Source organism: Vibrio sp. 2-Bac 85, assembly GCF_037546705.1.
Classification (GTDB): domain Bacteria; phylum Pseudomonadota; class Gammaproteobacteria; order Enterobacterales; family Psychromonadaceae; genus Psychromonas.
On sequence record NZ_JALAAB010000023.1, the window covers coordinates 1 to 25177 of the forward strand.

Genomic DNA, 25177 nt, shown 5'->3' on the forward strand with positions numbered 1-25177 from the left:
CGTGTCCTTGTGGTATCCCGACAGCAATTTGTCCCCATCATCAAGCATTCTGCGAAACAGGTAGATACCAAACACAACAACCAAGCTTGTATAATATTCAGAGCCATCCCTGTTGACTGACGTCAGCAGGGGAGCTTTTAGATCTTTGTTTAGTGATGAATGAGCGAGCATGAGATAAACAAAGCGCCACGCAGTCGTTATCTTTAAGTGTGATAACTTTCCTTCGACTAACACTCTATTGAATAGGTTGATATCTATAAAAATGAGAAGATCCTTAAGTGTCCTATTGTTTTTATGGCTGTAATGCTTCACGAGCAGAGGAGTTCTGCAACACCTTTCCATTACTAGTGCCTTTGCATAGCAAGTCGACTTTTTAATACAGCGATGTTCTGCGAGCAAAGAAGGGCTGCGACGATTTCTCTTGCCAAGTGCTTTTCAAAGCAGATGGAGACTTAATAAAATCATCTACTTTTCATCGCATTTAGAATAAGCTCCTTGAATCGTGTCAGCAGGGTTGTGTGAAAAATGGTCTGCTAGCGCATGGGGGATACTTTGTCTGCTCTGTAGTTTCGATCTGCAAGTTTATGTATGACTACGCCTCTTTTTCATTGCAAATTTTGCTCGGGATCTAGAAAAATGCTAGTGAATAACGCCAATTCATTTTTTATTTTAGTGGTTGAAAAATAATTACCTACGAGGATAAAGAGTAAAAAATATGATGCGTAGGGGTTATTTTTTAGTGCTTTATTGATAATTAAATTCTTTTTAATAATGTGAAAACAGCATCTATTTACACTGCAGTCATATACCTAATACCAATTATTCATATCATTCAGACCTGACTGATACCAAAAATTTTGTTTTAGGACCTTAGTGATAATCTTTCTGGGTGTTTGAATAGTTTTACAAATGTAGGTGCATCACTAAGTTTTACAGTAACAATTGGCTGATATTAAATCTCAGTGTAAAGCTTGTATTAGATCGATAGATATTCTTTTTGTTTATGGCTCTAATAGTGAATAACTATTTTGTATTACATTATTAATTATATGTAGATTATCCCGATGGATAAGTAAAAATCGCTGGGTCATTTTGGTTCTGTATTTTAGAAATAGAATAGGTGTTTTGATATTTTAATCATGTTTTTTGTTGTTTTTCATGTGACTTTTTTTGTATAAAAATGTAACTACCTGTATTTTTTTTAATCATAAATGCTGTGCTTAGGTTACTGATATTGGAATTTTAAATTATGTAATTAAATTACACTGTATAAATATTAGCATTAATAAAGAGATCTATATCACTCTAATTAATTGTAACTTCATTTTAAATGCAATTTAACGAGACATATGTCTCGTTTGTGATATTTTGCAGGTCATGCTAAATGTGATTCAAATCACTAAATTTAGCCAGTTGATAACTTTGTATTTAATTTGTCGCAATAGTACATCTTATTAAAGTGACTCAAGTATCAAAAATTGTGATTTTAGTTTCTTTTTGGTGACCAAGTTCACATGAAGTGAGGCTCTGTTTTATATTTTTTTGAATGTGCTAAATTAATTGTATCAAACGGAATATAACGGTTTTTAATTAACTGTTACTTAACATTACTTATAATAAAATTGAACGGGGAAATGACATGATATCATCCGAGAGTAAAATCAGAGTACAAAACTTTGGTAGGTTCCTATCAAACATGGTTATGCCAAATATTGGGGCATTTATTGCCTGGGGTTTTATTACAGCACTATTTATACCAACAGGTTGGTTCCCTAATGAAGGTCTAGCTGCTTTAGTTGGCCCAATGATTAAATTCCTTCTTCCTTTATTAATCGGTTACACCGGTGGTAAATTAGTTGGTGGTGATCGTGGTGCTGTAGTTGGTGCGATTACTACAATGGGTGTTATCGTTGGTACTGAAATTCCAATGTTCCTCGGTGCAATGATTGTTGGTCCTTTAGGTGGCTGGGCAATCAGTAAATTTGATAAAGCTGTTCACGGTAAAATTAAGAGCGGTTTTGAAATGTTAGTGAATAACTTCTCATCTGGTATTATCGGGATGATCTTAGCTATTCTTTCTTACTACTTAATCGGTCCAGCTGTTTTCGTTCTTTCTGAAGGTCTTGCTGCCGGTGTAAACTTCTTAGTTCAAGCAGGTTTATTACCTCTTACTTCTATTTTTGTTGAACCAGCTAAAATATTATTCTTAAATAATGCAATCAACCACGGTATCTTCTCGCCATTAGGTATTCAACAATCTACTGAATTAGGTCAATCTATTTTCTTCTTAATTGAAGCAAACCCTGGTCCTGGTTTAGGTTTATTACTTGCATACATGGTATTTGGTAAAGGTACTGCTAAACAAACTGCTAGTGGTGCTTCAATCATCCACTTCTTTGGTGGTATCCATGAAATTTACTTCCCATATGTGTTAATGAATCCTCGTCTAATCCTTGCTGTTATTGCAGGTGGTATGACTGGTGTATTCACTTTAACATTATTTAATGCTGGTCTTCTTTCTCCTGCATCACCTGGTTCTATCTTCGCTGTATTATTGCTAACACCTAAAGCGTCATTAATTGGTGTTATCTTATCTGTTGTTTTATCTGCCTCTGTATCTTTCCTTGTTGCTTCTTTATTAATGAAAACGCAAAAAGATTTAGGTGAAGATGAAGGCGATAAACTAGCTGAAGCTTCTAACCAAATGAAAAATCTTAAAAATGCACCTGCAGCAGCGGCTCAAGGTAGTGCAAATGTAGATATGGCTAACGTGAATAAAATCATTGTTGCTTGTGATGCTGGTATGGGTTCTAGTGCAATGGGCGCAAGTTTATTAGCCAAAAAAGTTAAATCCGCAGGATTAAATATTAGTGTTACTAACTGTGCAATTAACAACCTTCCTGGTGATGTTGATATTGTTATTACGCATAAAGATTTAACTCCTCGTGCAATTAAGCATGCAGCTCAAGCTAAGCATTTATCTTTAACTAACTTCTTAGACAGTACTCTTTATGATGGACTAGTAGCAGAAATCATCGCAGCATCAGGAACGCCTGCACCAAGCAGTCAACCTGCTGCAGTTGTTGAAGAACCTACTGCAAAGCCTGTATTTGAATTAACTGAAAAGAATATTTATTTAGGTTTGAAAGCTGAAAACAAACAACAAGCAATCCAATTTGCAGGTGAGCAACTTGTAAAATTAGGTTATGCAGAACCAGCTTACATTGAAGGTATGTTTGAGCGTGAAAAACTAGTAACAACGTATCTTGGTGAATCAATTGCAGTACCACATGGTACGATTGAAGCAAAAGAAAGTGTTATTAAAACGGGTATTGTCGTATGTCAATATTCAGACGGTATACTGTTTGGTGATGAAGCAGATGATATCGCTAAACTAGTTATTGGTATTGCTGCTAAGAATGATGAACATATTAGCGTAATCACAACTATAACTAATGCTCTTGATGACCCAGAAGCTATCGAAACATTGATCAATAGTAAAGATGTTCAAAAAGTATTAAGTATATTAAGTTAGTCAAATCAGACTTAATTAAAACGCTGGTTTTTACCAGCGTTTTTCGTTTTAGATTACTTTCATAAGGAAAAAACAATGAAATCAATTCATTTTGGCGCGGGTAATATTGGCCGTGGCTTTATTGGTAAATTATTAGCAGATGCTGGCATAAAAGTTACTTTTGCTGATGTCGATGAAAAAGTTATTAATTTGCTAAATACACTGAATACTTACAATGTAAAAGTAGTTGGTGCAGAATGTAAAACAGAAGTTGTTTCTGGTGTTAATGCAATTAATTCAACAAGTGAAGAGTTAGTTGCTCTTATCAGTGAAACAGATTTAATCACTACAGCCGTTGGCCCTAATGTATTAGTTATTATCGCTAACAAAATTGCACAAGGCTTAGCATTACGTTTTGATGCAAAAAACGAGCAATTCCTTAATATCATCGCATGTGAAAACATGATCCGTGGTACGACTTTTCTTAAAGCAGAAGTCTATAAGCATTTAGATGAAAAGTACCATGAGCAAGCAGAGCGTTTAGTTGGTTTTGTGGATTCTGCCGTAGACCGTATTGTACCTCCTTCTGAATCTGATGATCCTCTTGAAGTGACAGTGGAAAGCTTCAGTGAGTGGATTGTTGATGAGCAACAATTTAGAGGTGAAATACCTGTTATTGAAGGCATGCAGAAAACTGATAACTTAATGGCTTTCATCGAACGTAAACTATTTACCTTAAATACGGGTCATATCATGACTGCTTATTTAGGTGCATTAGCAGGTCATGAAACAGTTAAAGATGCTATTGATGATGATGCTATTTGTTCTCAGGTAAAACAAGCAATGCAAGAAAGTGGTGAAGTATTGATTAACCGTTATGGTTTTGAGCGTGATGCACACAATGCTTACATTGACAAAATTATCGGTCGCTTTGCGAATCCTTATCTACATGATGAAATTGACCGTGTAGGCCGCCAACCTATCCGTAAGTTAGGAGAGAATGATCGTTTAGTTAAACCTCTATTAGGTACAATTGAATACGCTACTGCTAATGATATGTTACTAAAAGGTATCGCTGCTGCATTTAAATATAAAAATAGCGACGATCCTCAAGCAATTGAATTACAAGCGTCATTAGAAGAGATTGGCTTTATTGCAACACTGTCTAAATACACTGGTTTACCAGCGGATAGTAATGAAGCGATCAAAATAGAACAGCTATACCTAGCGATGGCTTAAAAGAAATAGTTGTACGAGATCCTATCTCGTACAACCTAACCTAGCTGAGCTTATGTCAAAACAACTGCAAGAAACTGAAATACTAGAATGTCTGAATACGAGCCTGACTGCTCGTGGTTTTTTTATCTCTACAGTGGATATCTTTGAACAACTGATTCAAGGGTTAATTGAACGTATTTTTCTGAAAAATGATTTTGCTGTTCAATCTGTTGTGGGTCCACTACTACATAATTCAGGGCCTTTAGGTGAGTTGTCTGTTCGTTTAAAACTATTATTTGGTTTAGGGGTGATACCTCATCCTATTTATCAAGATATAGAAAGCATTATAAAATTAAAAAATTTACTCAGTAATGATAGTGCCGAATACCACTTTACCGATCAGTTAATTGCTGATGCCATTAAATCTCTGCATTTAGCTAAAAATATGAATATGGGTATTTTTGATTTAGTAGCTGTTGCACAAGATGATATAGATTTAACTTTTTATAAAATGCAATTAGATAGACAGCAACAAGTGATCAAGTCATCCTTAGCGCTTGAAATTATTTCTCTCTGCGAAACTTTAAATAAAGAAAGTCCTTTTTAATACTTCATTAATAAAACGGTAGTGATAAGACTTTAAACTCGCTAATAATAGATATTGATTAAATGCTATTAGCAATGTCTAGTTTATGAAATAAAAAAAGGCTCTGATACCGATAGGTACCAGAGCCTTTTTATTTATACTATATAAATGCTTACTTTATAATATATAACGAGTTAAATCTTCATCTTGAACGACTTCATCTAGCATACTAGCCACATAGGCTTCATCAATCGTAATTGACTCACCTGAACGTTCAGTGGCTTCATAAGATAGCTCATCCATAATGTGCTCCATCATAGTATGTAAACGTCGTGCTCCGATATTTTCGGTCGTTTCATTCACATGCCATGCAGACTTCGCTATTTTATTGATACCGCATTGAGTGAAAGTAATGGTCACTCCTTCAGTCGCTAATAAAGCTTGGTACTGTTCGCTTAGAGAAGCTTTAGGCTCGGTTAAAATACGTGCTAAATCTTCTTCACGTAATGCTTCTAATTCAACTCTGATTGGTAAACGACCTTGTAACTCAGGGATCAAGTCAGAAGGTTTCGCCACTTGGAATGCACCTGAAGCGATAAACAGCATATGGTCTGTTTTGACCATGCCATGTTTAGTTTGTACTGTTGAACCTTCAATCAAAGGAAGTAGGTCACGCTGTACGCCTTCACGTGAAACATCTGGGCCAGATGACTCACCACGCTTACATATTTTATCTATTTCATCTATAAAGATAATGCCATTGTTTTCTGCTGCGAAAATGGCTTTTTCTTTTAAGTCTTCTTGGTTAATCAGTTTTGACGCTTCGCTTTCTATTAATGCTTTTAATGCGTCCTTAATTTTCATTTTACGTTTTTTAGACTCGCTCTTATTACCTAAGTTTTGGAACATGCCTTGTAGTTGGTTCGTCATCTCCTCCATACCAGGAGGCGCCATTATTTCTACACCAATTTGTGGTGCTGGCACATCAATTTCAACTTCTTTATCGTCTAATTTTCCTTCTCGTAATTTTTTACGGAAAGACTGTCTCGCAGGCCCTTCTTCAACAACTTCTGAATTGTTCACATCCCATTCAGTTGCTGTTTTAGCAGGTGGAATAAGAATATCTAAAATACGCTCTTCAGCTAAATCTTCTGCTTTTGCAGTTACTTTTGCTAATTCTTGCTCTTTTGTTATTTTAATTGCAGCTTCAACTAAATCTTTAACGATACTTTCAACTTCTTTACCGACATAACCTACTTCAGTAAATTTTGTCGCTTCAACTTTAATGAAGGGTGCATTGGCTAATTTTGCTAAGCGGCGTGCAATTTCAGTTTTACCAACACCCGTTGGACCTATCATTAAAATATTTTTAGGCGTTACTTCATGACGAATATCTTCATCAAGTTGCATGCGACGCCAGCGATTACGTAATGCGATAGCAACGGCGCGTTTAGCTTTGCTTTGGCCTATTATGTGGCGATCTAATTCATGCGCTATTTGTTGCGGAGTCATATTGTTAGTCATGTGTATTCCTATTTTTTTGTTGCTATTTCAGCATCAATGTCGATACATTCAATCGTTTGGTTAGTGTTAGTAAATACACATATGTTGCCGGCGATAGTGAGTGCTTTTTCAACTATTTCCTGCGCAGATAAATCAGTATTTTCTAATAAAGCCATGGCTGCAGATTGTGCGAAATTACCACCTGAACCAATGGCAATTAAGTCATTTTCAGGTCTAACTACATCACCATTACCGGTAATAATATAGGAATGTTTTTTATCTGCGACGGCTAATAATGCTTCTAATTTTCTTAACATGCGATCGGTACGCCAATCTTTGGCTAATTCAACCGCTGCGCGTTCAAGGTTACCTTGGTGGGCTTGTAGCTTGGCTTCAAAACGCTCTAACAAAGTAAAAGCATCCGCAGTGCCTCCCGCAAAGCCTGCAATGACTTGATCATTGTATAAACGGTGTACTTTGCGTGCATTGCCTTTCATTACGGTGTTACCGAGTGATACCTGACCATCACCACCGATAACCACTTGATTACCGCGTCGTACAGAAACAATAGTCGTCATATTGAACCCTTTTGTTGTTTGTTAACTAAATGAGTAGGCCAAATTATTGGCTGATAAATATAAAATGGGGTGGTTTTTATTGAATTCAAGGGGAAATAGGCAAAGAAAAGGAGAACCTAGGTTCTCCTTTAAAATGATTAACGCCAATACCATATTTGACAGCCATTTATTTTGGCTCGTTGTAGTTTATGCCGTTGCTTTTCTGCTAAGCGCTTACGTTCGTATGGGCCCAAAATAACGCGATACCAATTGCCGGTCTTTTTTACCTGACTTTCTAGCCCTTGAAAAGCTATTTTTGCTTTCAAAGACTCAGCATCACCCTGATGTCTAAATGAACCACATTGCATTTGATAAGGTCGAGTTGATTTTTTTTGTTCAGGTATTTCAACGGTTACTTCTTTGGTTTTTAATATATCAACGTAATCCCATTGTGGTTGGGGTTTTTCAGGTAGCACTTCTTCATTTTTAACCATGCTTTTCTTAGGCTTAACTTGAGGTGCTGGTTTATCGACAGCAAAAACAAAATAGCCAATAAAAGCGATTAACACGAGCGCAAAAAAACAAGCAATATATGGAAACCCTTGTTGATTAGGTTTACGTTTATTATTTCTTTTATTTGCCCCGCGTTTAGCAGGTTTTCTTCGTGTTACCTTGGCCATTATTACATACGTTCCAATGTGTTAATGCCTAACAGAGCTAAACCTTGTTGCAGCGTTTTAGCCGTTAAACCAGCTAGTTTTAAACGGCTTTGTTTTTGTGTTTCATTCTCTGCGATTAATATTGGGCAAGCTTCGTAAAAACTTGAGAATAAACCGGCTAACTCAAACAGGTAAGCACATAAGAAGTGTGGCATTCCTTGTTTACCAACTTGATCAATAATTTCATTAAACTGCATCAGTTTGTTAGCTAGATCGATCTCTTTTTCTTCGCTAAATGAAACATCAGCAGTGACACTATTTATTTCGATACCTGCTTTATTAAAGATACTGGCTACACGTGTGTAAGCATATAATAAATAAGGAGCAGTATTTCCTTCAAAACTTAACATGCTATCAAAACTAAAGGTGTAATCGCTGGTGCGGTTTTTTGATAAGTCTGCATACTTTACAGAAGAAATGCCAACGATTGAGGCAATATGACGTAGTTCGTCTTCTGCCATATCTTGATTTTTTTCTTTTACTAATTGGTAAGCACGTTGTTCTGCTTCGGTAAGTAAGTCAGCTAGTTTTGGTGTTGAACCTGCACGTGTTTTGAATGGTTTTCCATCCTCTCCCATTACCGTACCAAAGGGCATATGTTCAAGTGAGGTGCCTGCTTTAACAAACTCAGCTAAGCGTGCAACTTGAAAGACTTGCTGGAAATGCAACCCTTGACGCGCATCGACAAAGTATAAAACGCGATCCGCATTTAATACCGATTGACGGTAGCGGATGGCTGCTAAATCAGACGTAGCATATAAAAATCCACCATCTTTTTTCTTGATAATAACAGGTAGAGGTTCGCCTTCTTTATTTTTAAATTCATCTAAGAAAACACATTTAGCACCTTGGCTTTCTTGTAATAAACCTTTTGCATCTAGGTCGCTGACAACGACTGACAAGTCTTTATCATATGCACTTTCTCCGCGCACATCATCTAAACTTAAGCTTACCCCTAAACGATCATAGGCTTCTTGACAGTGTGCAATACTAATTTCTTTGAATTCTTTCCATAGGGCTAAGCATTCGCTATCACCGCTTTGTAGAGCAACTACTAGATCACGGGCTCGGTTAGCAAAGACTTCTGACTCATCAAAACGTCCTTTTGCGGCGCGGTAGAATACTTCTAGGTTGGCAAGGTTTTTATTAATCTCTTCCCCTTTTGCTCGTAACTCTTCCATATAGGCTAAAAGCATACCAAATTGAGTTCCCCAATCACCCACGTGATTTTGGCGAACAACATTATGCCCTTGAAACTCTAGCGTACGGGTTACTGAGTCACCGATAATCGTTGAGCGTAAATGACCTACGTGCATTTCTTTGGCAAGGTTAGGCGATGAGTAATCGATCACTACCGTTTGTGGTGTGTCAGTTACTTGCACATTTAAACGCTCATCTGCAAAAGCGCTATCAATTTGTTTTTCGATATAGTGAGGGTTGATGAAAAAATTAATAAAACCAGGACCTGCGATCTCTGTTTTGAGCACTAATTCTGAAGCCGGTAAGTTTTTTACGATTAGCTCAGCAAGGGCGCGTGGATTTTGTTTTGCTGGTTTTGCTAGCATTAAAGCTAAGTTATTAGCAAAGTCGCCATGTGATTTGTCTTTAGTGCGATCAATCGTGATGCGTGGTTGAGCATCGGCAGGTAAAATTTGTTGTGTCTGTAAAGAAGCAACTGCTTGTTCAAGGAGGGTTTGGATTAATGCTTTCATGGGTAACTCACCAATTGATTCGACAAATAAAGTAGTCAGATTCTACCGTTTATCGTTGGTGAAGACTAGCGAGGAAGTTAATAACAAGCCTTAAAAGTCCAATATCAGGAATACTTTTAATATTAGCGGCAGATGAAACTATAAGTACTCAAATTCATGACTGGCGATAACAACTTGATACAGCATTTCTTCTTCTTTACTGGTTAATTGCCCGATAGCCGTTTCTGCTTCTAAAGTAGGGCTGTTATTAGCAACCGCTTTCATTGCTTCAATTAATTGCATATCTAATTGTATTGCTAAAGTCACAATGTCTTCTAACTCTAAATCTGTTTTTAGCTCAAGGTCTTTGCAGCGTTGTGGAAAACTTTGGTCGAAGAAGTTATCTAACAGGGTGTCTAATAAACTAACGGGAGCGAGTTTAATGTATTGATGTAAATTGAGATGAGAGATTTGCTCTCTGTTTTTCATGTATTCTAATAATAATTTTGTTTTTCGGTCGCTGGCTTCTTCACCCAACCGCTGATAAAGGTCGGCTAAGGCTTTATGGCAGTCTTCAATATAAACTAAAAAGTCTTTGATCAGTTTAGAACGCATAATTCACTCCCTGTATTATGTGCTTAGCGCAACTATTAAAAAATAGGCACTAAACCAGTGTAATTAGTTTTCATTTTTTAGCATCTTATAAAGATCAAAACTGCTTGTTTATCGAATGATAATCACAGTTTTGATTATGCTTCAACGTTGTTGATTGCGTTTAAATAAAAGCGCCAACACCGATAATCGTTATGCTAGCGCCTCGTATTAACATCGAGACCTTCATAGCCGTTATCAAGCAATACGCATTATTTAGCCATTAACTTGGACACTCTCATCGATTATATGACTTCTAAGCGAGCATAGGTTGTCATCAACCATTTGCTACCGACACCCATAAAGTGAACTTGTAAACGACTATTTTCACCACTACCTTCTTGCGCTGTAATCGTGCCTTCTCCAAACTTGGGATGCATCACTTGTTGTCCTAGTTTGAACCCCTGAATATCTTGAGTGATAGCTAGCTTTGGTTTCTGTACAACGGGTTGTGCTCTTCGAACTTGGGTTTTTAAACGAATATATTCAATATTCTCTTCTGGAAGCTCACTAATAAAACGCGATGGTGGATGAAACTTTTCTTGTCCATACAAGCGGCGACTTTCAGCATGACAAAGCGTTAATTTTGTCATTGCTCGTGTTAAGCCCACATAACATAAGCGGCGCTCTTCGGCCATTCGTGTTTCATCGGTAGCTGATTGCTGTCCAGGGAACATGCCTTCTTCTACTCCAACAATAAATACCTGTGGAAACTCTAACCCTTTAGCTGCATGCATAGTCATTAATTGAACTGCATCTTCAAACTCATCGGCTTGATTATCACCTGATTCTAAAGCTGCGTAAGCTAAAAAGGCAGTCAACTCTTCCATCTCTTGCTCTTCTTCGGGAATAACAAATCCTTTAGTCGCTGACACTAATTCTTGTAAGTTCTCGATTCGGCTACGGGATTTCTCTCCTTTTTCAGCTTCATACATCGCCTCTAAACCTGAGTGTTTATTGATGTGATCCACCATTTGGAATAAAGGTAATTCTGAGGTTTCATTTTTAAAGCGGTTAATTAAAGTTAAGAAACCACTTAATGACGCCTTAGCAGCAGGACTTAATTGTTTGTTTTCAATTAAGTATTGGCTAGCTTGCCATAGCGTATAACCTTGCTCACGGGCACAAATCCTTATTTTATCTAAGCTAGTATTACCTATTTTTCGTTTAGGCTTGTTAACAATTCGTTCGAAAGCAGCGTCGTCTTGATGGTTATTCATTAATCGTAAATAGGCAATGCTGTCTTTAATTTCCAAGCGGTCGAAGAAGCGTTGCCCACCATAAATATGATAAGGAATTTGCTGTGCCATTAATTGTTCTTCAAATAAACGCGATTGTGCATTGCTGCGGTATAAAATGGCACATTCGCTGAGTTTGTTACCTGCCTTTTCCCATGTTTGCAACTGGCTAGTGACATAACGCACTTCATCATAATCATTGAAGGCACTATAGATGGAGATTGGCTCGCCATCATCCCCGTCAGTCCACAGAACTTTTCCTAAACGATCGCTGTTATTTTGAATTAATTGATTTGAGGCTTTTAGGATATTGCCTGTGGAGCGATAATTTTGCTCTAAACGAATAGTAACGGGTGACGTTTTCTCTTTTAAAAAACGTTGAATATTTTCAATATCTGCGCCGCGCCAACCGTAGATAGACTGATCATCATCACCGACAATGGTTAGGTAATTATTGTTATCAGTTAATAGTGTTAACCAAGCGTATTGTAATTTATTCGTATCTTGAAACTCGTCAACTAAAACATGTTGAAAACGCTGTTGATAATGAAGCAATAGTGCGGCGTTATTTAACAACAACTCATGCGCACGCAATAATAATTCTGCAAAGTCGACTAATCCAGCTAATTGGCAAGCGGCTTCATAGGCTTGATAGACTTGCAAGCGGTGCTTATCTTGTACGCCGAAACCTGGGTCGATATGTTTAGCACGTAACCCTTCGTCTTTTTTATCGTTGATGTACCATTGCAACTCTTTTGCAGGGTAATACTTTTCATCTAACCCTAAGCTTTTGATTATGCGCTTAACCATCTTTTGTTGGTCATCACTATCAATAATTTGGAATTGCTCTGGTAAGTTTGCTTCTTGATGATGCAAGCGCAATAAACGATGGGCAATACCGTGGAAAGTACCAATCCACATACTACCAATTTGCTGTGGGCAAATGTCAGCAATACGTCCACGCATCTCTTTTGCTGCTTTGTTGGTAAAAGTAACCGCTAAAATACCGTAGGTAGGTATTTGATTAACTTGCATAAGCCATGCGATTCTATGGGTTAAAACACGTGTTTTACCACTACCGGCGCCGGCTAACACCAGCATATTTTGTTCTGGTGCTGATACGGCAGCGCGTTGATGATCATTTAAATCATCGATAAGGTAAGATACGTCCATAAAAATGCCTGTTTATTTATTCAGTAGAAAGGAACTATACCGAAACATCGCATAAATGTGAATATTCTATATTTTAGTATATGCCAAAGAACCTCTGCTGAAATACCGTGGTAACGATTATTGATAGTCGCAGAACGGTTGTTCTGAAGGATCAGCAGCAGGCTATAAAATAGCTAATAAGTCTTGTAGGTCGGCCATTTCCAAAGTCGGTAGTAACTTGGCGCGCTCAAGTTTTGTATGGTTAGGGTTAAACCAAACTGCTTGTGCTTTATTATTTTGTGCCCCATATACGTCTGAGATCAAGTGATCACCCACGTGTAATATGTCCTCTACCTTGATATCCAACTTTGATGCCGCTTGTTGAAACATATCTAAATGTGGTTTGCTACGTAATCCATCGCCCGCTTTTATCACAAATTGAAATTTATCATGGAGACCGATCTGTTTCACATTCACGTTACCATTGGTTAATGCGATGACAGGGTAATGCAATGCGAGTTGTTGTAATAATTTAATACTTTTTTCTGGCACCGTGAAATCACTGCGTAATTGCAGAAATACCTGTAATGCATTATCGGCATACTTAATAGCATTAACCATTGCAATACCATAAACCACCATGATGCGTTGAATAATTTCTTTACGCCATAGCGATACATCATGTTGTAATGCCGGATTTTCTTTTATCAGTAAATCTCTATATAAACCCCATTTACGGGCATCTAACTCTGCTAATTGCTGATAGGTTGTACGTAAATAGACAAGGAAGTCCGCTTCCGCCTTTATGATGATCGGGTGGTTGTCATATAAGGTATCATCCAAATCAAAGCTAATTGCTTTGAAAGGGCGAAGGGGTCTATAAAATTTCATTTTTGTCCCTATTAATAATGTTATTTTTTACGCTTAGCGCGAGGGTGTGCTTTATCATACACTTCTGCTAAATGCTGAAAATCTAAATGCGTATAAATTTGTGTCGTGGCTAGGTCTGCATGGCCTAATAAGGTTTGTACCGCTCGTAGGTTACCACTGGATTCCAGCATATGGGTTGCAAATGAATGTCGTAATTTGTGGGGATTAACGTGGCTTGGTAATGCCTGCTGTAGCCCCCATTTTTCCATACGCATTTGCACACTACGCGCTGAAATTCGTCTTTTTTGTTTAGATAAAAAGAGTGCTGTTTCACCGGCTTCCGCAAATTCAGGTCTGATCTTTAACCACAGTTTAATGGTACTAACGGCACTCTTAGTAATAGGTAATAGACGCTGTTTACTGCCTTTACCAGTTACCATTATCTCTTTTTCCGATAACTTTATATCTTTTAAGTTAATACCCACTAACTCACTTAATCTTAATCCAGAAGAATACATGAGCTCCATCATACAATGATCTCGAATGGTAAGCGGGTCTTCGCCATCAATATCTAATAGCTGATCCATATCGTCGACACTGATGTTTTTAGGTAGCGGTTTATCTAATTTTGGCGCGGCAACGCCTTTAGCGGGATTAAAGGTGAGTTGATCGTTCTTAACCAGGTATTCTAGAAAAGAGCGTAATGCAGAAAGTTTGGTCGCAATGGAACGTGCTTTAATACCATTTTGATGTAACTGTTTAGCTAATAAGCGTACTTGGTGTGTATCAAGCTGTTGCCATGTTTGTATGTTTTGAAGCTTTAATAATGCAATAAACTCATTAAGGTGACGTTGGTAATTATTGATAGTGACAGGGCTTAAGCCACGTTGGCTAGCAATATGTAATAAATAGCGTTGTGTATCTGGTAATAAAGAACTCATGGTCAATCCTAGATAATAAAAAAGTGCATAGGCCAATTCTCAAATGAATTAACCATGCACTTTTTAAGATCGTTGTTTTAGCATTGCATCCTTACAGTCAATGTTATGGATGGCGCGCTATAAAATAATAACAGGATCTGTTTATATTTGAATTTGTCCATCAAAGACAAACTCAGCGGGACCACTCATGCGCACACTTTGTCCTAGCTGCCAAAAAAAGCGCAACTCGCCACCGGGTAATTCAATACGGCAATGTGTATCTAATTTGCCTTGTAATTGACCAACCACAGCTGCTGCACAAGCGCCAGTGCCACAAGCTAAGGTTTCTCCTACGCCACGTTCCCATACGCGCAGCTTTGCATAACCACGGTCTATTATTTGTAAAAAACCAACATTCACTTTGTTTGGAAAGCGTTCATGTACTTCTAGTAACGGACCCAATGTTTCAACCGGAGCTGTTTCTATATCATCAACAAGTACAACACAGTGTGGGTTACCCATTGAAACCACACCACATAGAACAGTGTGGTCTTCAACACGTAGAATATATGTTTTTTCTTCTTTCTGCGCTTCAAAGGGCACTTTTGCTGGCTCTAAAATAGGTTTGCCCATATCCACAATAATATTGCCATCTTGTTCTATTTTTAGTTGAATTTTACCCTTTGCAGTACTGACGTTAATCACGCGTTTGTGGGTTAATCCTTTTAGTTTAACAAAACGAGCAAAACAACGAGCGCCATTGCCACATTGCTCTACTTCACTTCCATCAGCATTAAAGATGCGGTAATGAAAGTCTAAATCTGGATCATAGGGAGGTTCAACCATTAATAATTGGTCGAAGCCTATGCCAAAGTTACGATCTGCTAACCTGCAGATCGTCTCTTTAGATAGAAAGACATTTTGCGTGACGTTGTTAATAACCATAAAGTCATTACCCAAGCCGTGCATTTTAGAAAATTCAATATTCATCTTTGCTCTACTTTTACCAATAAAACCTATTAAAATAGGGAGTTAATACTCCCTGAGATAGCGCATAAGTTTTAACTAAGGTAAAACATGCTCACCGCGCCATAGTTCAATGTGTTTTTCACGTTGACGTACAACAAAGGCTTTATCACCATCAACCATTATTTCTGCTGGGCGACAACGAGAGTTGTAATTTGAACTCATAGTTGCACCGTAAGCACCTGCACTACGGATCACTAAATGATCACCTTCAGCAATGGTTAGTGAGCGATCTTTACCTAAAAAGTCACCTGTTTCACAAATAGGGCCAACAACATCGTAAACACGACTTGGACGTGTTTCAGGATCGTTTAATTTATTATTAAGTGGAATGATATTTTGCCATGCACTGTATAACGCAGGACGAATTAAATCATTCATTGCTGCATCTACAATCGCAAAGTTCTTATGGTCGTTTAATTTTAAAAACTCAACTTTAGTCACTAAAACACCCGCATTGGCCATAATTGCTCGGCCTGGTTCAAAAATAAGTTTTAGTTTACGGCCGTTCATACGTTCAATAATTGCGTGCATGTATTGTGCAGGCTGTGGTGGTGTTTCGCCATTGTATGGCACGCCTAAGCCGCCGCCTAAATCAAGGTGTTCGATTGTAATGCCCTGTGTTGCTAGGCTATCAATTAAGATAAGTAGTTTATCTAACGCTTCTAAGAATGGTTCAATTTCAGTTAGCTGAGAACCAATGTGGCAATCTACCCCTTTTACTTCTAAGAAAGGCAATTCACTAGCGATATTATAAACTGTCGATGCTTGCTCTATTTCAATACCAAATTTATTCTCTTTTAATCCTGTAGAAATATAAGGATGTGTACCTGCATCGATATTTGGATTAATTCGAATCGAAATAGGGGCTTTCTTGTTTAAACAGCCAGCTACTTCGTTAATACGGTACAACTCAGAGATAGATTCAACATTGAAACAGTGGATCCCTGCTTGTAATGCGGTCGATATTTCAATTTCAGTTTTGCCTACACCAGAGAAAACAACTTTTTTAGGGTCTCCGCCAGCTTGAATAACACGCAATAACTCACCAACCGATACAATATCAAAACCTGAACCCAAGCGAGCCATTAGATTAAGTACACCTAGGTTTGAGTTTGCTTTAACAGCGTAACAAATTAAATGAGGATGAGAGCCCGCAGCATTATCAAAAGCTTTCCAATGACGCTCGATAGTTGCACGAGAGTATACATACGCTGGCGTACCTGATTTCTTGATGATATCTTCAATTGCAGTGTCTTCGACTAATAGACGGCCATCGCTATGGTAATTAAAATGATCCAATTTGAAATCCTTTTGTTGATTCTGTAGTTTATTGGTTATTGTCACTGCCTTCATGCATATTTTATTGTGAAGTATTTAAGGCATCTGTTGTATCTGCTTCGGTTGCGTTGTTTTGCACCGGTTGTTCTTTAGGTGCTGGTGGCGCTTCTCTGTAAAGTGGGCCTTTCATACCACAACCTATCAATAAACTTGAAAAAAGCAGGGCTATTAACGATAAATTCAGTTTTTTCATACCTTCTCCTAGTTAAATATTTTTAGCCCTCTATAATCGCATTTCATCGGTAAAAAGCAAAGGAGAAGTAAATGACGGATAGCGAATTTCTTGAATTAGCGGATATGTTGTACCAAAAAATCGAAGATAACATTGAAGCGTCAGGTGCTGATATAGATTATGACCAAAACGGTGCTTTGCTAACCTTGGAGTTTGAGAATAGAACTAAATTGATTATTAATCGCCAACAACCATTACATCAAGTGTGGTTAGCCACATTAGAAAATGGCCATCATTATGATTTTAAAGATGGCTTCTGGATTGATGACCGAAGTGGGGCAGAGTTTTTAAGTTTCTTATCTGCGGCGATTAGCAAGCAATCAGGTGAAAAAATAATCTTTGAATAGTTTCAGAATACTAAGTTGAATCGCATTTCGCTATAGTTGCTATTTAAATAGCCATTTTTAATAGTAAAAGCAGTCATTAAATATGTTTAAATTTTTTTTCGGTTACCCGTTTATTTTCTTGGTGTGCTTTTGGTTAGCGAGTGATATTGAGATCACAACCTCCTTAAAAGCATTTAAGCAGAGTCAGTTTTCGATTCAGTTCCCACAAGCGAGTTTAAGGGCAGATCAATCAGATCCTTGGTTTGAGTTTTATTGGCCAATGGTTGAGCAAGATAATGAGCAACAAAAATATAAGATATCTCTAGAGGATAAATAATGAATACAGTTGTCTTTCCTGGATCCTTTGATCCCGTTACTAATGGCCACCTTGATCTTATCACTCGTGCGAGTTGTTTAGCTGATCGGGTGATTGTTGCGGTGGCTATCAATAGTAGCAAAAAACCTTGGTTTGATTTGCAAACCCGCTGTGATTTGCTTTCCGAAGCCACTAAACACCTAAATGGTGTGGAGATTGTGCCATTCAACGGTTTGTTGGCTGAGTTCGCAAAAACGCATCAAGCACAGGCATTAATACGTGGTATTCGTGGTGGAACTGACGCTGATTATGAAATTCAATTATCGCAAGTAAATCACACCCTCAATCCTGAATTAGAGACTATTTTATTGCCTGCACATGCACGCACTGCTTTTATATCTTCAACTATTGTTAAAGAAGTCTTTAAACATCAAGGTGATATTAGCTTATTAGCGCCGACATGTGTGCAACAAGCATTTATCGACCGCCAGTAAAAATGCTGTTATTTTTCTAAAAGTCCCAATCACAATGAACTCATTTGGGACTTTCATCTCTTTTTGTATCATTTCTCTATGACAATGCTGTTAAGCATTGTAAGAGTTGCATACACTGCTTCCTAGCTATGCCAATTCTGCTAGTTGATTAATATTGTTGGTTAAAATGTACCACTTCTATTTGAAATGGGTTTATTTTCTCTGCTCAATATTTAATCACATATTCAGGAATGTTGGTATTATAAAAATTAAAGTAGAGACCTTTGTAATGACAAAGGTCTCTACTTTAATCCGTTTCAGATCCTGACAAGTATTTATGGTGCTGGTGGTCGACCTCATTTTCAATAGTAGATAGCAAACACCAAGTCACTTGACACATAAAAAAGGAATTATTATGAGAACAAGCGTTAAGCCTATCATATTGGCTACCCTCTTCAGTGCAGCCCTTTGGGGATGCTCTTCTGCACCACAACATCAATGGCAAGCAGATAAAAGCTATGATTTAACTGTACTACATACTAACGATCATCATGGCCGCTTTTGGCAAAACCGCCATGGTGAATATGGCATGGCTGCGCGTAAAACCTTAATTGATCAAATTCGTCAAGAAGTTGAAGGGGTAGGAGGCAGTGTTTTATTACTCTCCGGTGGTGATATCAACACAGGAGTGCCAGAATCTGATTTACAAGATGCAGAGCCAGATTTTAAAGGCATGAGCATGATTGGTTACGATGCAATGGCATTAGGTAACCATGAATTTGATAATCCGTTATCTGTACTTGAAAAACAGGGAAAGTGGGCAAACTTCCCAATGTTGTCGGCGAATATCTATAATAAAAAAACAGGTCAGCGTTTATTCCAGCCTTATCAGGTTTTTGTTAAACAAGGAGTAAAGATCGCTGTTATTGGGTTAACAACAGAAGACACTGCTAAAATTGGTAATCCAGAATACATTAGCGGTATTGACTTTCGAGATCCAAAGATAGAAGCCGCCAAGGTTATCGTTGAACTTGAAAAAAATGAACAACCCGATTTGATTTTTGCTGTAACGCATATGGGGCATTATCAAGATGCAGGCTTTGGTGTTAATGCACCTGGAGATGTTAGCCTTGCACGCTCTCTACCTGAAGGCGCTCTGGACATGATTATTGGTGGACATTCACAGGAACCGGTTTGTATGGAGGGAGTGAATGTTGTTAATAGTCAATTTAAACCAGGTGATGATTGTGTACCAGACAAACAAAATGGTACTTACATTGTTCAAGCCCATGAGTGGGGTAAATATGTTGGACGTGCAGATTATAAATTTAAAAATGGCGAACTAGCATTAGTTAATTACCGCTTAATTCCTGTTAATTTAGTGAAAAAAATAAAAGTGGATGGGGAGTCAAAACGTGTATTGATTCAATCACAGATTGCACAAGATCCAGCGCTATTAGCATTTTTGACACCTTACCAAGAAAAAGGTCAGGTTGAGTTAAATAACCAAGTAGCAGAAATTAATGGCAAACTTGAAGGTGACCGCAATGTGGTACGTTTTAAACAAACCAACTTAGGTCGATTAATTGCTAAAGCACATAAAGAAAGAGCGAAGGCTGATTTTAGTGTGATGAACTCCGGTGGTGTGCGTGATTCAATCGAAGCGGGTAGCGTTACCTACAAAGATGTTTTAAAAGTACAACCTTTTGCAAATCAATTAACCTACGTTGATATGAAAGGTGCTGAAGTCATAGAGTATCTTAATGCGGTTGCAACTAAACCTGTTGATACAGGTGCCTATGCTCAATTCTATGGCATTAGTATGGTTGTCAGTAAGACCTCTGTAAGCGAAGTGAAAATCAATGGAAAAGCAATTGATTTAATGCAAACGTATCGCTTCACCATTCCAAGTTTTAATGCAGCTGGTGGCGATGGGTATCCTAAAATCACAAATCATGCAGGTTTTGTAAATACTGGATTTGTAGATGCTGAGGTATTAAAAGACTACCTTGAGTCGCATACTCCTCTAAACGTTTCTGATTATGATGCTGCAGGTGAAATTAACTATAAATAATTTATTCAGATAGATTATAAAAGGCCTTGTTGCGCAGCTGAATTATTTACAGTGTCTGCAACAGGCCTTTATTTTTTAATGCTGGCAGTGACTACAATAGACACTGTTTCTGGCTGCTAATTTCACTGATGTTAATGGTTTATCACAGCCGGGACATAATTCCCCTGTTTTACCGTATACATGTAACGTTTGTTGAAAATAACCTGGTTTACCATCTCCTCCAACAAAGTCCTTCAATGTTGTTCCACCTTGTTTAATCGCCTCTTCTAAGATTTTTTTAATGGCAATAACTAATAGTTGATAACGCTTTAAACTAATATTGTTAGCCGCTCTAATGGGGCTTATTTTTGCACTAAATAAGGCTTCCGTTGCGTAAATATTACCTATACCAGTCACTACTTTTTGTTCCATAATAAATTGTTTAACCGGTATTTTTCTATTTTTAGCTTGTTCATAAAGCATTTCTGCAGTGAACTCCTCTGACAATGGTTCTGGACCGAGTATGCTTAATAAAGGGCATTCCTGTGGTGCTTCGCCTAACCATAAAATGGCACCAAAACGTCTGGGATCTTTATAACGCAATAAACAATGCTGAAACTCAAAGTCAACATGATCATGTTTTTGAGGTGAATCACCTAATTCGCAAATACGCAAACTACCAGACATACCAAGGTGGATCAGTAAGGTGCCATTTTCAAAGCGTAGCAGTAGATATTTAGCTCGTCGGTCTACTGCTAATAAAATTTTATTTTTTAATAGAATCAATAAATTACTGGGAATCGGCCAGCGCAGTTGATGATGACGGAGTACCACACCGGATATTTTTTGATCAACAATATGTGGGCTAATACCTCGACGGCTAGTTTCTACCTCTGGTAATTCTGGCATTTTGATCTCGTTATTAAATAAAATTAATTAAAACCCTAGATTCGCATAATAAGTGCAATTAATAAAATTAGTAAATGCTAAAAGGAAATAATATGAAGAATATTCCTACTTGGGCGATCGTAATGATTGGGTTAGTGTTTAATATCTCATCTGCATTAGTGACACATTTTTTTATTGAAGAAAAAAATGAAAAGTTATCCGCACTTAATATGCGAGCTACTGAAAATAGTAATCAAATTGAATTGTTGTGGTCTCAAATGGAAGCCATTGAACAAAAAAGAGATACCTTATTATTGTTAACTCAACAGGGAGAAATTAAACCTACGCTGATACCTGTATTGTCTTCTATTTTTGCCGCTCACTTACAACGTAAACTTAGCATCACAGAATTAAATGATTTTCAGTTTGTAAATAGAGAAATCAATCAATACCAACATCTTATCAGAGAGCAGATCGATCAACGTTTTTTAACCAACCTAGATTACAAAGAGAGAGAAGGCATATATAAAAAATCCATATCGAGTTTACGGAATTGGTCTATTTTCTTACAAATGATCGGTCTATCACTAATACTCGCACGAGATTTAAGTCGTAAATCATAATTAATTAAGTTATGAATTTAATTAAAAAGGAAGCCAATTATTTCAACCCGAGGACTACTGACCTAAAAATTGTGTCAGCTGTTTCGCGGGTAATGATAGAAAAAGTTGTTCATCGACTTGCAATATATACTGGTCATCTTGCAGCTGGTGGAGTTGCACAATAATTGGTTGCGTTTGTTCAGCGACAAAAAACTTAATAATAAAACTTGAAGTAGGCAAGCTTTGGAGCGTTAACACATCAAGGGGAACTGTTTGCCAGTTATTCACTACATTCTGTAGTTGTGTGCTGGAAATGCCTCTATTGGGCTTACTTTGCCAATTTCGACCTACACGAGTTATTACATAATCAGGTGTATCTATTTCTACAATGGTTAAGTCATTAGCAATCACGTGACGCTGTGATGTTTTGGAAGATAAACGCAATTCTTGGCTGAAGTTAAAGATAAAGATGATCAGCAAAACACCAAAAATAAGTACATTATTCCAGCCTTTTTTGGATAAGCGCATGCTAATTCCTTTTTTGTAGGTATAAAAAAACCCAGTATAAACTGGGTTTTTTAAGGTTAAATCAAAATTACTTGATTTTGCCTTCTTTGTAGATAACGTGTTTACGTACTACAGGGTCAAACTTTTTGATTTCAAACTTTTCAGGCATGTTCTTTTTATTTTTATCAGTAGTATAAAAATGACCAGTGCCAGCGCTTGAATTTAAACGAATTTTATCACGCATTTGTAAGCTCCTTAAACTTTAACGCCATTAGCACGGATATCAGTTAAAACTGAATCAATACCTTTTTTGTCGATGATACGCATACCTTTAGTAGTTAGGCGTAATTTAACAAAACGGTTCTCACTCTCAACCCAAAAACGGTGTGTTTGTAGGTTAGGTAAGAAACGACGTCGTGTACGGTTCTTTGCGTGTGATACATTGTTACCAACAGCTGGACGCTTGCCTGTAACTTGACATACTCTAGACATGTCGAAATCTCCAAAAATATTAGTTTTACTCGAGCAAAATAGTCGAACACCTTTTTTAGCCGTCGCCAAAGGCGTCGAGGGCGCATTTTATACATGATTGAGATTAAAAGATCAACAATTGTGACAATAAATGCTTTAAATCCACCCTTTTTCCGCAAATGAGGTGTATTTTCCATCACCAATGATGAAATGGTCCAGTATTTTAACATCAATTAATTGCAGTGTATTCACTAGTTTTTCAGTTATCTTTTTATCTGATTCACTGGCGGTTGGATCACCTGAAGGATGGTTATGGACCAAAATGACGGCTGCGGCATTTTCCTGCAATACTTTTTGCACGATAATACGTGGATGTACATTGGCACTATTGATGGTACCAAAGAAAAATTCGTGAAAGCGAATAACTCTATGTTGGCTATCTAATAATAATGCGGCGAAGACTTCATAGGGGTAATCTCGCATTTTTGCATTTAAAAATTGTTGTGTTTGTGCTGCGCTGGTTAAAGGGTCCCCTTTCATCAAAGGTTCTTGTAAATAACGACGCGACATTTCTAGTACAGCCTGCAATTGTACATATTTAGCTTGTCCTAATCCTTTATGTACACAAAAATCGCTTTCAGAGGCGGAAAATAAAGCGCGTAAAGATCCAAAATCAGTTAATAATTGGCGAGATAAAGTAACGACATCGATTCCTTGGCAACCAGTACGCAAAAAAATAGCTAATAATTCACTATCAGTTAAACTATTTGCACCTTGCTGAATTAATTTTTCACGAGGCCTCTCTTGTTTTGGCCATTGTTTTATTGATGTCAAATTTGAATACCTCAATAAAAGATAAGAGCCTTAAATCTAGTTGAAGTTGTCACATATTGCGTAATATTTTTATGCTATTGTAACGCCCATTTTTTTATTATTTTTGTTGAGAAGCTTATGTTGTCAATATTACCCCTTGAAGGGAAAAAGATACTGTTGGGTGTTTGTGGTGGGATTGCTGCTTACAAAAGTGCTGAATTAACCCGTCGTTTAATTGATCAAGGCGCGCAAGTTCGTATTGTAATGACTGCTTCAGCTAAACAGTTTATTACCCCTTTAACGATGCAAGCTGTTTCCGGTCATGTCATTTACGATGACTTATTAGATCCCCAAGCAGAAGCTGGTATGGGTCACATTGAATTAGCTAAATGGGCTGATTTAATTTTAATTGCACCTGCAACTGCTAATGCGATTGCTCGTTTACGCGCTGGCATGGCCGATGAGTTGCTTACAACTTTATGTTTAGCTAGTCCATCGCCTATTGCGATTGCTCCAGCCATGAATCAACAGATGTATTTAGCGGCTGCAACACAAGAAAATTTAAAAGTATTAAAAGCTCGAGGGTTACATATATGGGGGCCCGCTCAAGGCTTACAAGCCTGTGGAGACGTTGGTCCTGGTCGCTTACTTGAAGTACCTGACTTGGTTCAATTATGTTGTAAATTTTTTGCGCCTGCGGATCAGTCTTTAGCAGGTGTTAATGTTGTGATCACTGCGGGACCAACCCAAGAAGCGATCGATCCTGTGCGTTATATAAGTAATCATAGTTCTGGAAAAATGGGCTTTTCATTGGCGCAAGCTGCGTCAAATATGGGCGCGAATGTAACCGTAATTGCTGGACCAGTTCAATTAACTCTACCTTCTAATATTAAACGCATAGATGTAAAAAGTGCGATTGATATGCATCAAGCAGCACTTGCTTCAATTGTTGATGCAGATATATTCATTGCTTGTGCTGCAGTGGCTGATTATCGTGCACAGCAAGTCCATGATGAAAAAATGAAGAAACAAAGTGGTACTGATTCAATTACATTAACCTTGGTTAAAAATCCAGATATTATTGCCGATGTGGCGAAGTCAGTTAATCGTCCTTTTTGCGTGGGCTTTGCTGCTGAAACAAATGATGTAGAGGCTTATGCATTAGGGAAACTACAACGTAAAAATTTAGACTTAATTGCTGCAAATGATGTTTCAATAAGTGATCAAGGGTTTAATAGCGATAATAATGCATTGACTGTTTTTTCTAAAAAACAGCGTTTTGATATTGCATTAAGTAGCAAGAAAGAAGTTGCTATTCAGCTACTTAAAGTTATTAGTGAGCAGTTTAAATCTGCTTCTCAAGGCCCTAGTAACGACACAAATTAAACTCACTTATTGCTAAAGCAAGTTATGCGCTTTTTTAGTTTTACTGTAATAGAGACTAAGTTGTATTTCAACATTGTTGAGTTAGACAAAGATTGCAATTCATATAGCTGCCCCTGCACTAATC

25 protein-coding genes are annotated in these 25177 nt (G+C 37.5%); 9 read left to right on the forward strand and 16 right to left on the reverse strand.

Annotated elements, in window-relative coordinates; translation table 11 throughout:
• Positions 1-1639: 1639 nt before the first annotated feature.
• The 3 genes from MT390_RS18130 to MT390_RS18140 all read left to right on the forward strand — a co-directional run bounded on the left by MT390_RS18130 (position 1640) and on the right by MT390_RS18140 (position 5339).
• On the forward strand, positions 1640-3535 hold the full coding sequence (locus MT390_RS18130; RefSeq protein ID WP_166373124.1) for a PTS mannitol transporter subunit IICBA: 1896 nt from the start codon (positions 1640-1642) through the stop codon (positions 3533-3535).
• 75 nt (positions 3536-3610) lie between these two features.
• Positions 3611-4753, forward strand: a complete 1143-nt coding sequence (locus tag MT390_RS18135) for a mannitol-1-phosphate 5-dehydrogenase (protein ID WP_299668572.1) — start codon at positions 3611-3613, stop codon at positions 4751-4753.
• A 52-nt stretch (positions 4754-4805) separates the two neighbouring features.
• On the forward strand, positions 4806-5339 hold the full coding sequence (locus MT390_RS18140) for an MltR family transcriptional regulator (RefSeq protein ID WP_166373122.1): 534 nt from the start codon (positions 4806-4808) through the stop codon (positions 5337-5339).
• 156 nt (positions 5340-5495) lie between these two features.
• Here the strand turns inward: MT390_RS18140 and hslU are convergent, their stop codons facing one another.
• The 11 genes from hslU to lptM all read right to left on the reverse strand — a co-directional run bounded on the left by hslU (position 5496) and on the right by lptM (position 17179).
• On the reverse strand, positions 5496-6842 hold the full coding sequence (hslU, locus tag MT390_RS18145; RefSeq protein ID WP_166373121.1) for an ATP-dependent protease ATPase subunit HslU: 1347 nt from the start codon (positions 6840-6842) through the stop codon (positions 5496-5498).
• Between the two features lie 8 nt (positions 6843-6850).
• Positions 6851-7399: an ATP-dependent protease subunit HslV gene (hslV, locus tag MT390_RS18150; protein WP_166373120.1), complete on the reverse strand. Its 549-nt coding sequence runs from the start codon at positions 7397-7399 to the stop codon at positions 6851-6853.
• Between the two features lie 137 nt (positions 7400-7536).
• Positions 7537-8058 (reverse strand): SPOR domain-containing protein, encoded by a 522-nt coding sequence (locus MT390_RS18155; RefSeq protein ID WP_166373119.1) that lies wholly within the window; start codon positions 8056-8058, stop codon positions 7537-7539.
• A 2-nt stretch (positions 8059-8060) separates the two neighbouring features.
• Positions 8061-9809, reverse strand: coding sequence for an arginine--tRNA ligase (gene argS, locus MT390_RS18160; RefSeq protein ID WP_499442568.1), 1749 nt, complete (start codon positions 9807-9809; stop codon positions 8061-8063).
• Positions 9810-9947: 138 nt separating this feature from the next.
• The gene (locus MT390_RS18165; RefSeq protein ID WP_166373117.1) at positions 9948-10403 is read right to left on the reverse strand and encodes a hypothetical protein; all 456 of its coding nucleotides are present in this window, start codon (positions 10401-10403) and stop codon (positions 9948-9950) included.
• Between the two features lie 281 nt (positions 10404-10684).
• On the reverse strand, positions 10685-12850 hold the full coding sequence (uvrD, locus tag MT390_RS18170) for a DNA helicase II (RefSeq protein ID WP_499442570.1): 2166 nt from the start codon (positions 12848-12850) through the stop codon (positions 10685-10687).
• Between the two features lie 162 nt (positions 12851-13012).
• A complete protein-coding gene (locus MT390_RS18175; RefSeq protein ID WP_499442572.1) occupies positions 13013-13720 on the reverse strand; it encodes an HAD-IA family hydrolase in 708 nt (235 codons plus the stop codon).
• Between the two features lie 20 nt (positions 13721-13740).
• Positions 13741-14640: a tyrosine recombinase XerC gene (gene xerC / locus MT390_RS18180; RefSeq protein ID WP_299668548.1), complete on the reverse strand. Its 900-nt coding sequence runs from the start codon at positions 14638-14640 to the stop codon at positions 13741-13743.
• A 141-nt stretch (positions 14641-14781) separates the two neighbouring features.
• The gene (gene dapF / locus MT390_RS18185) at positions 14782-15609 is read right to left on the reverse strand and encodes a diaminopimelate epimerase (RefSeq protein WP_499442575.1); all 828 of its coding nucleotides are present in this window, start codon (positions 15607-15609) and stop codon (positions 14782-14784) included.
• A gap of 75 nt (positions 15610-15684) precedes the next feature.
• Complete coding sequence (gene lysA / locus MT390_RS18190; protein ID WP_166373112.1) at positions 15685-16947, reverse strand: diaminopimelate decarboxylase; 1263 nt, start codon at positions 16945-16947, stop codon at positions 15685-15687.
• A gap of 61 nt (positions 16948-17008) precedes the next feature.
• Entirely contained in the window at positions 17009-17179 is a 171-nt protein-coding gene (gene lptM, locus MT390_RS18195) for an LPS translocon maturation chaperone LptM (RefSeq protein WP_166373111.1), read from the reverse strand.
• Between the two features lie 71 nt (positions 17180-17250).
• Between lptM and cyaY the strand changes: the two genes are divergently transcribed.
• The 4 genes from cyaY to ushA all read left to right on the forward strand — a co-directional run bounded on the left by cyaY (position 17251) and on the right by ushA (position 20407).
• A complete protein-coding gene (gene cyaY / locus MT390_RS18200; protein WP_166373110.1) occupies positions 17251-17565 on the forward strand; it encodes an iron donor protein CyaY in 315 nt (104 codons plus the stop codon).
• Positions 17566-17647: 82 nt separating this feature from the next.
• Complete coding sequence (locus MT390_RS18205; RefSeq protein WP_499442578.1) at positions 17648-17881, forward strand: hypothetical protein; 234 nt, start codon at positions 17648-17650, stop codon at positions 17879-17881.
• Complete coding sequence (coaD, locus tag MT390_RS18210; protein ID WP_166373108.1) at positions 17881-18354, forward strand: pantetheine-phosphate adenylyltransferase; 474 nt, start codon at positions 17881-17883, stop codon at positions 18352-18354. The genes MT390_RS18205 and coaD overlap by 1 nt, the downstream gene beginning before the upstream one ends.
• A gap of 394 nt (positions 18355-18748) precedes the next feature.
• Positions 18749-20407: a bifunctional UDP-sugar hydrolase/5'-nucleotidase UshA gene (gene ushA, locus MT390_RS18215; RefSeq protein WP_299668521.1), complete on the forward strand. Its 1659-nt coding sequence runs from the start codon at positions 18749-18751 to the stop codon at positions 20405-20407.
• 75 nt (positions 20408-20482) lie between these two features.
• Here ushA and mutM read toward each other — a convergent pair whose 3' ends face one another.
• Positions 20483-21295, reverse strand: a complete 813-nt coding sequence (mutM, locus tag MT390_RS18220; RefSeq protein WP_499442581.1) for a bifunctional DNA-formamidopyrimidine glycosylase/DNA-(apurinic or apyrimidinic site) lyase — start codon at positions 21293-21295, stop codon at positions 20483-20485.
• 92 nt (positions 21296-21387) lie between these two features.
• On the opposite strand from mutM, the gene MT390_RS18225 reads away from it, so the two are divergent.
• On the forward strand, positions 21388-21897 hold the full coding sequence (locus tag MT390_RS18225) for a hypothetical protein (protein WP_499442583.1): 510 nt from the start codon (positions 21388-21390) through the stop codon (positions 21895-21897).
• Positions 21898-21951: 54 nt separating this feature from the next.
• Here MT390_RS18225 and MT390_RS18230 read toward each other — a convergent pair whose 3' ends face one another.
• The 4 genes from MT390_RS18230 to radC form a co-directional block, all read right to left on the reverse strand.
• On the reverse strand, positions 21952-22404 hold the full coding sequence (locus MT390_RS18230) for a hypothetical protein (RefSeq protein ID WP_166373104.1): 453 nt from the start codon (positions 22402-22404) through the stop codon (positions 21952-21954).
• Between the two features lie 67 nt (positions 22405-22471).
• Positions 22472-22627 carry a 50S ribosomal protein L33 gene (gene rpmG / locus MT390_RS18235; protein WP_025562982.1) on the reverse strand — a complete coding sequence of 52 codons (156 nt, stop codon included), beginning with the start codon at positions 22625-22627 and terminating at the stop codon, positions 22472-22474.
• A gap of 11 nt (positions 22628-22638) precedes the next feature.
• The gene (rpmB, locus tag MT390_RS18240; protein ID WP_028869451.1) at positions 22639-22875 is read right to left on the reverse strand and encodes a 50S ribosomal protein L28; all 237 of its coding nucleotides are present in this window, start codon (positions 22873-22875) and stop codon (positions 22639-22641) included.
• Positions 22876-23010: 135 nt separating this feature from the next.
• Positions 23011-23688 carry a RadC family protein gene (gene radC, locus MT390_RS18245; RefSeq protein WP_028869452.1) on the reverse strand — a complete coding sequence of 226 codons (678 nt, stop codon included), beginning with the start codon at positions 23686-23688 and terminating at the stop codon, positions 23011-23013.
• Between the two features lie 126 nt (positions 23689-23814).
• Between radC and coaBC the strand changes: the two genes are divergently transcribed.
• Positions 23815-25053 (forward strand): bifunctional phosphopantothenoylcysteine decarboxylase/phosphopantothenate--cysteine ligase CoaBC, encoded by a 1239-nt coding sequence (coaBC, locus tag MT390_RS18250; protein ID WP_166373125.1) that lies wholly within the window; start codon positions 23815-23817, stop codon positions 25051-25053.
• The last annotated feature ends 124 nt before the right edge of the window (positions 25054-25177 follow it).

Bases quoted from the DNA above. Each gene is read 5' to 3' on its own strand.
- ushA (WP_299668521.1), top strand. From the start codon at position 18,749: ATGAGAACAAGCGTTAAGCCTATCATATTGGCTACCCTCTTCAGTGCA.
- MT390_RS18140 (WP_166373122.1), top strand. From the start codon at position 4,806: ATGTCAAAACAACTGCAAGAAACTGAAATACTAGAATGTCTGAATACG.
- argS (WP_499442568.1), bottom strand. From the start codon at position 9,809: ATGAAAGCATTAATCCAAACCCTCCTTGAACAAGCAGTTGCTTCTTTA.
- cyaY (WP_166373110.1), top strand. From the start codon at position 17,251: ATGACGGATAGCGAATTTCTTGAATTAGCGGATATGTTGTACCAAAAA.
- uvrD (WP_499442570.1), bottom strand. From the start codon at position 12,850: ATGGACGTATCTTACCTTATCGATGATTTAAATGATCATCAACGCGCT.
- dapF (WP_499442575.1), bottom strand. From the start codon at position 15,609: ATGAATATTGAATTTTCTAAAATGCACGGCTTGGGTAATGACTTTATG.
- rpmG (WP_025562982.1), bottom strand. From the start codon at position 22,627: ATGCGTGATAAAATTCGTTTAAATTCAAGCGCTGGCACTGGTCATTTT.
- MT390_RS18155 (WP_166373119.1), bottom strand. From the start codon at position 8,058: ATGGCCAAGGTAACACGAAGAAAACCTGCTAAACGCGGGGCAAATAAA.
- hslU (WP_166373121.1), bottom strand. From the start codon at position 6,842: ATGACTAACAATATGACTCCGCAACAAATAGCGCATGAATTAGATCGC.
- coaD (WP_166373108.1), top strand. From the start codon at position 17,881: ATGAATACAGTTGTCTTTCCTGGATCCTTTGATCCCGTTACTAATGGC.
- xerC (WP_299668548.1), bottom strand. From the start codon at position 14,640: ATGAGTTCTTTATTACCAGATACACAACGCTATTTATTACATATTGCT.
- MT390_RS18225 (WP_499442583.1), top strand. From the start codon at position 21,388: ATGAAGAATATTCCTACTTGGGCGATCGTAATGATTGGGTTAGTGTTT.
- MT390_RS18135 (WP_299668572.1), top strand. From the start codon at position 3,611: ATGAAATCAATTCATTTTGGCGCGGGTAATATTGGCCGTGGCTTTATT.
- rpmB (WP_028869451.1), bottom strand. From the start codon at position 22,875: ATGTCTAGAGTATGTCAAGTTACAGGCAAGCGTCCAGCTGTTGGTAAC.
- MT390_RS18165 (WP_166373117.1), bottom strand. From the start codon at position 10,403: ATGCGTTCTAAACTGATCAAAGACTTTTTAGTTTATATTGAAGACTGC.
- MT390_RS18205 (WP_499442578.1), top strand. From the start codon at position 17,648: ATGTTTAAATTTTTTTTCGGTTACCCGTTTATTTTCTTGGTGTGCTTT.
- hslV (WP_166373120.1), bottom strand. From the start codon at position 7,399: ATGACGACTATTGTTTCTGTACGACGCGGTAATCAAGTGGTTATCGGT.
- MT390_RS18230 (WP_166373104.1), bottom strand. From the start codon at position 22,404: ATGCGCTTATCCAAAAAAGGCTGGAATAATGTACTTATTTTTGGTGTT.
- lptM (WP_166373111.1), bottom strand. From the start codon at position 17,179: ATGAAAAAACTGAATTTATCGTTAATAGCCCTGCTTTTTTCAAGTTTA.
- MT390_RS18130 (WP_166373124.1), top strand. From the start codon at position 1,640: ATGATATCATCCGAGAGTAAAATCAGAGTACAAAACTTTGGTAGGTTC.
- mutM (WP_499442581.1), bottom strand. From the start codon at position 21,295: ATGCCAGAATTACCAGAGGTAGAAACTAGCCGTCGAGGTATTAGCCCA.
- MT390_RS18175 (WP_499442572.1), bottom strand. From the start codon at position 13,720: ATGAAATTTTATAGACCCCTTCGCCCTTTCAAAGCAATTAGCTTTGAT.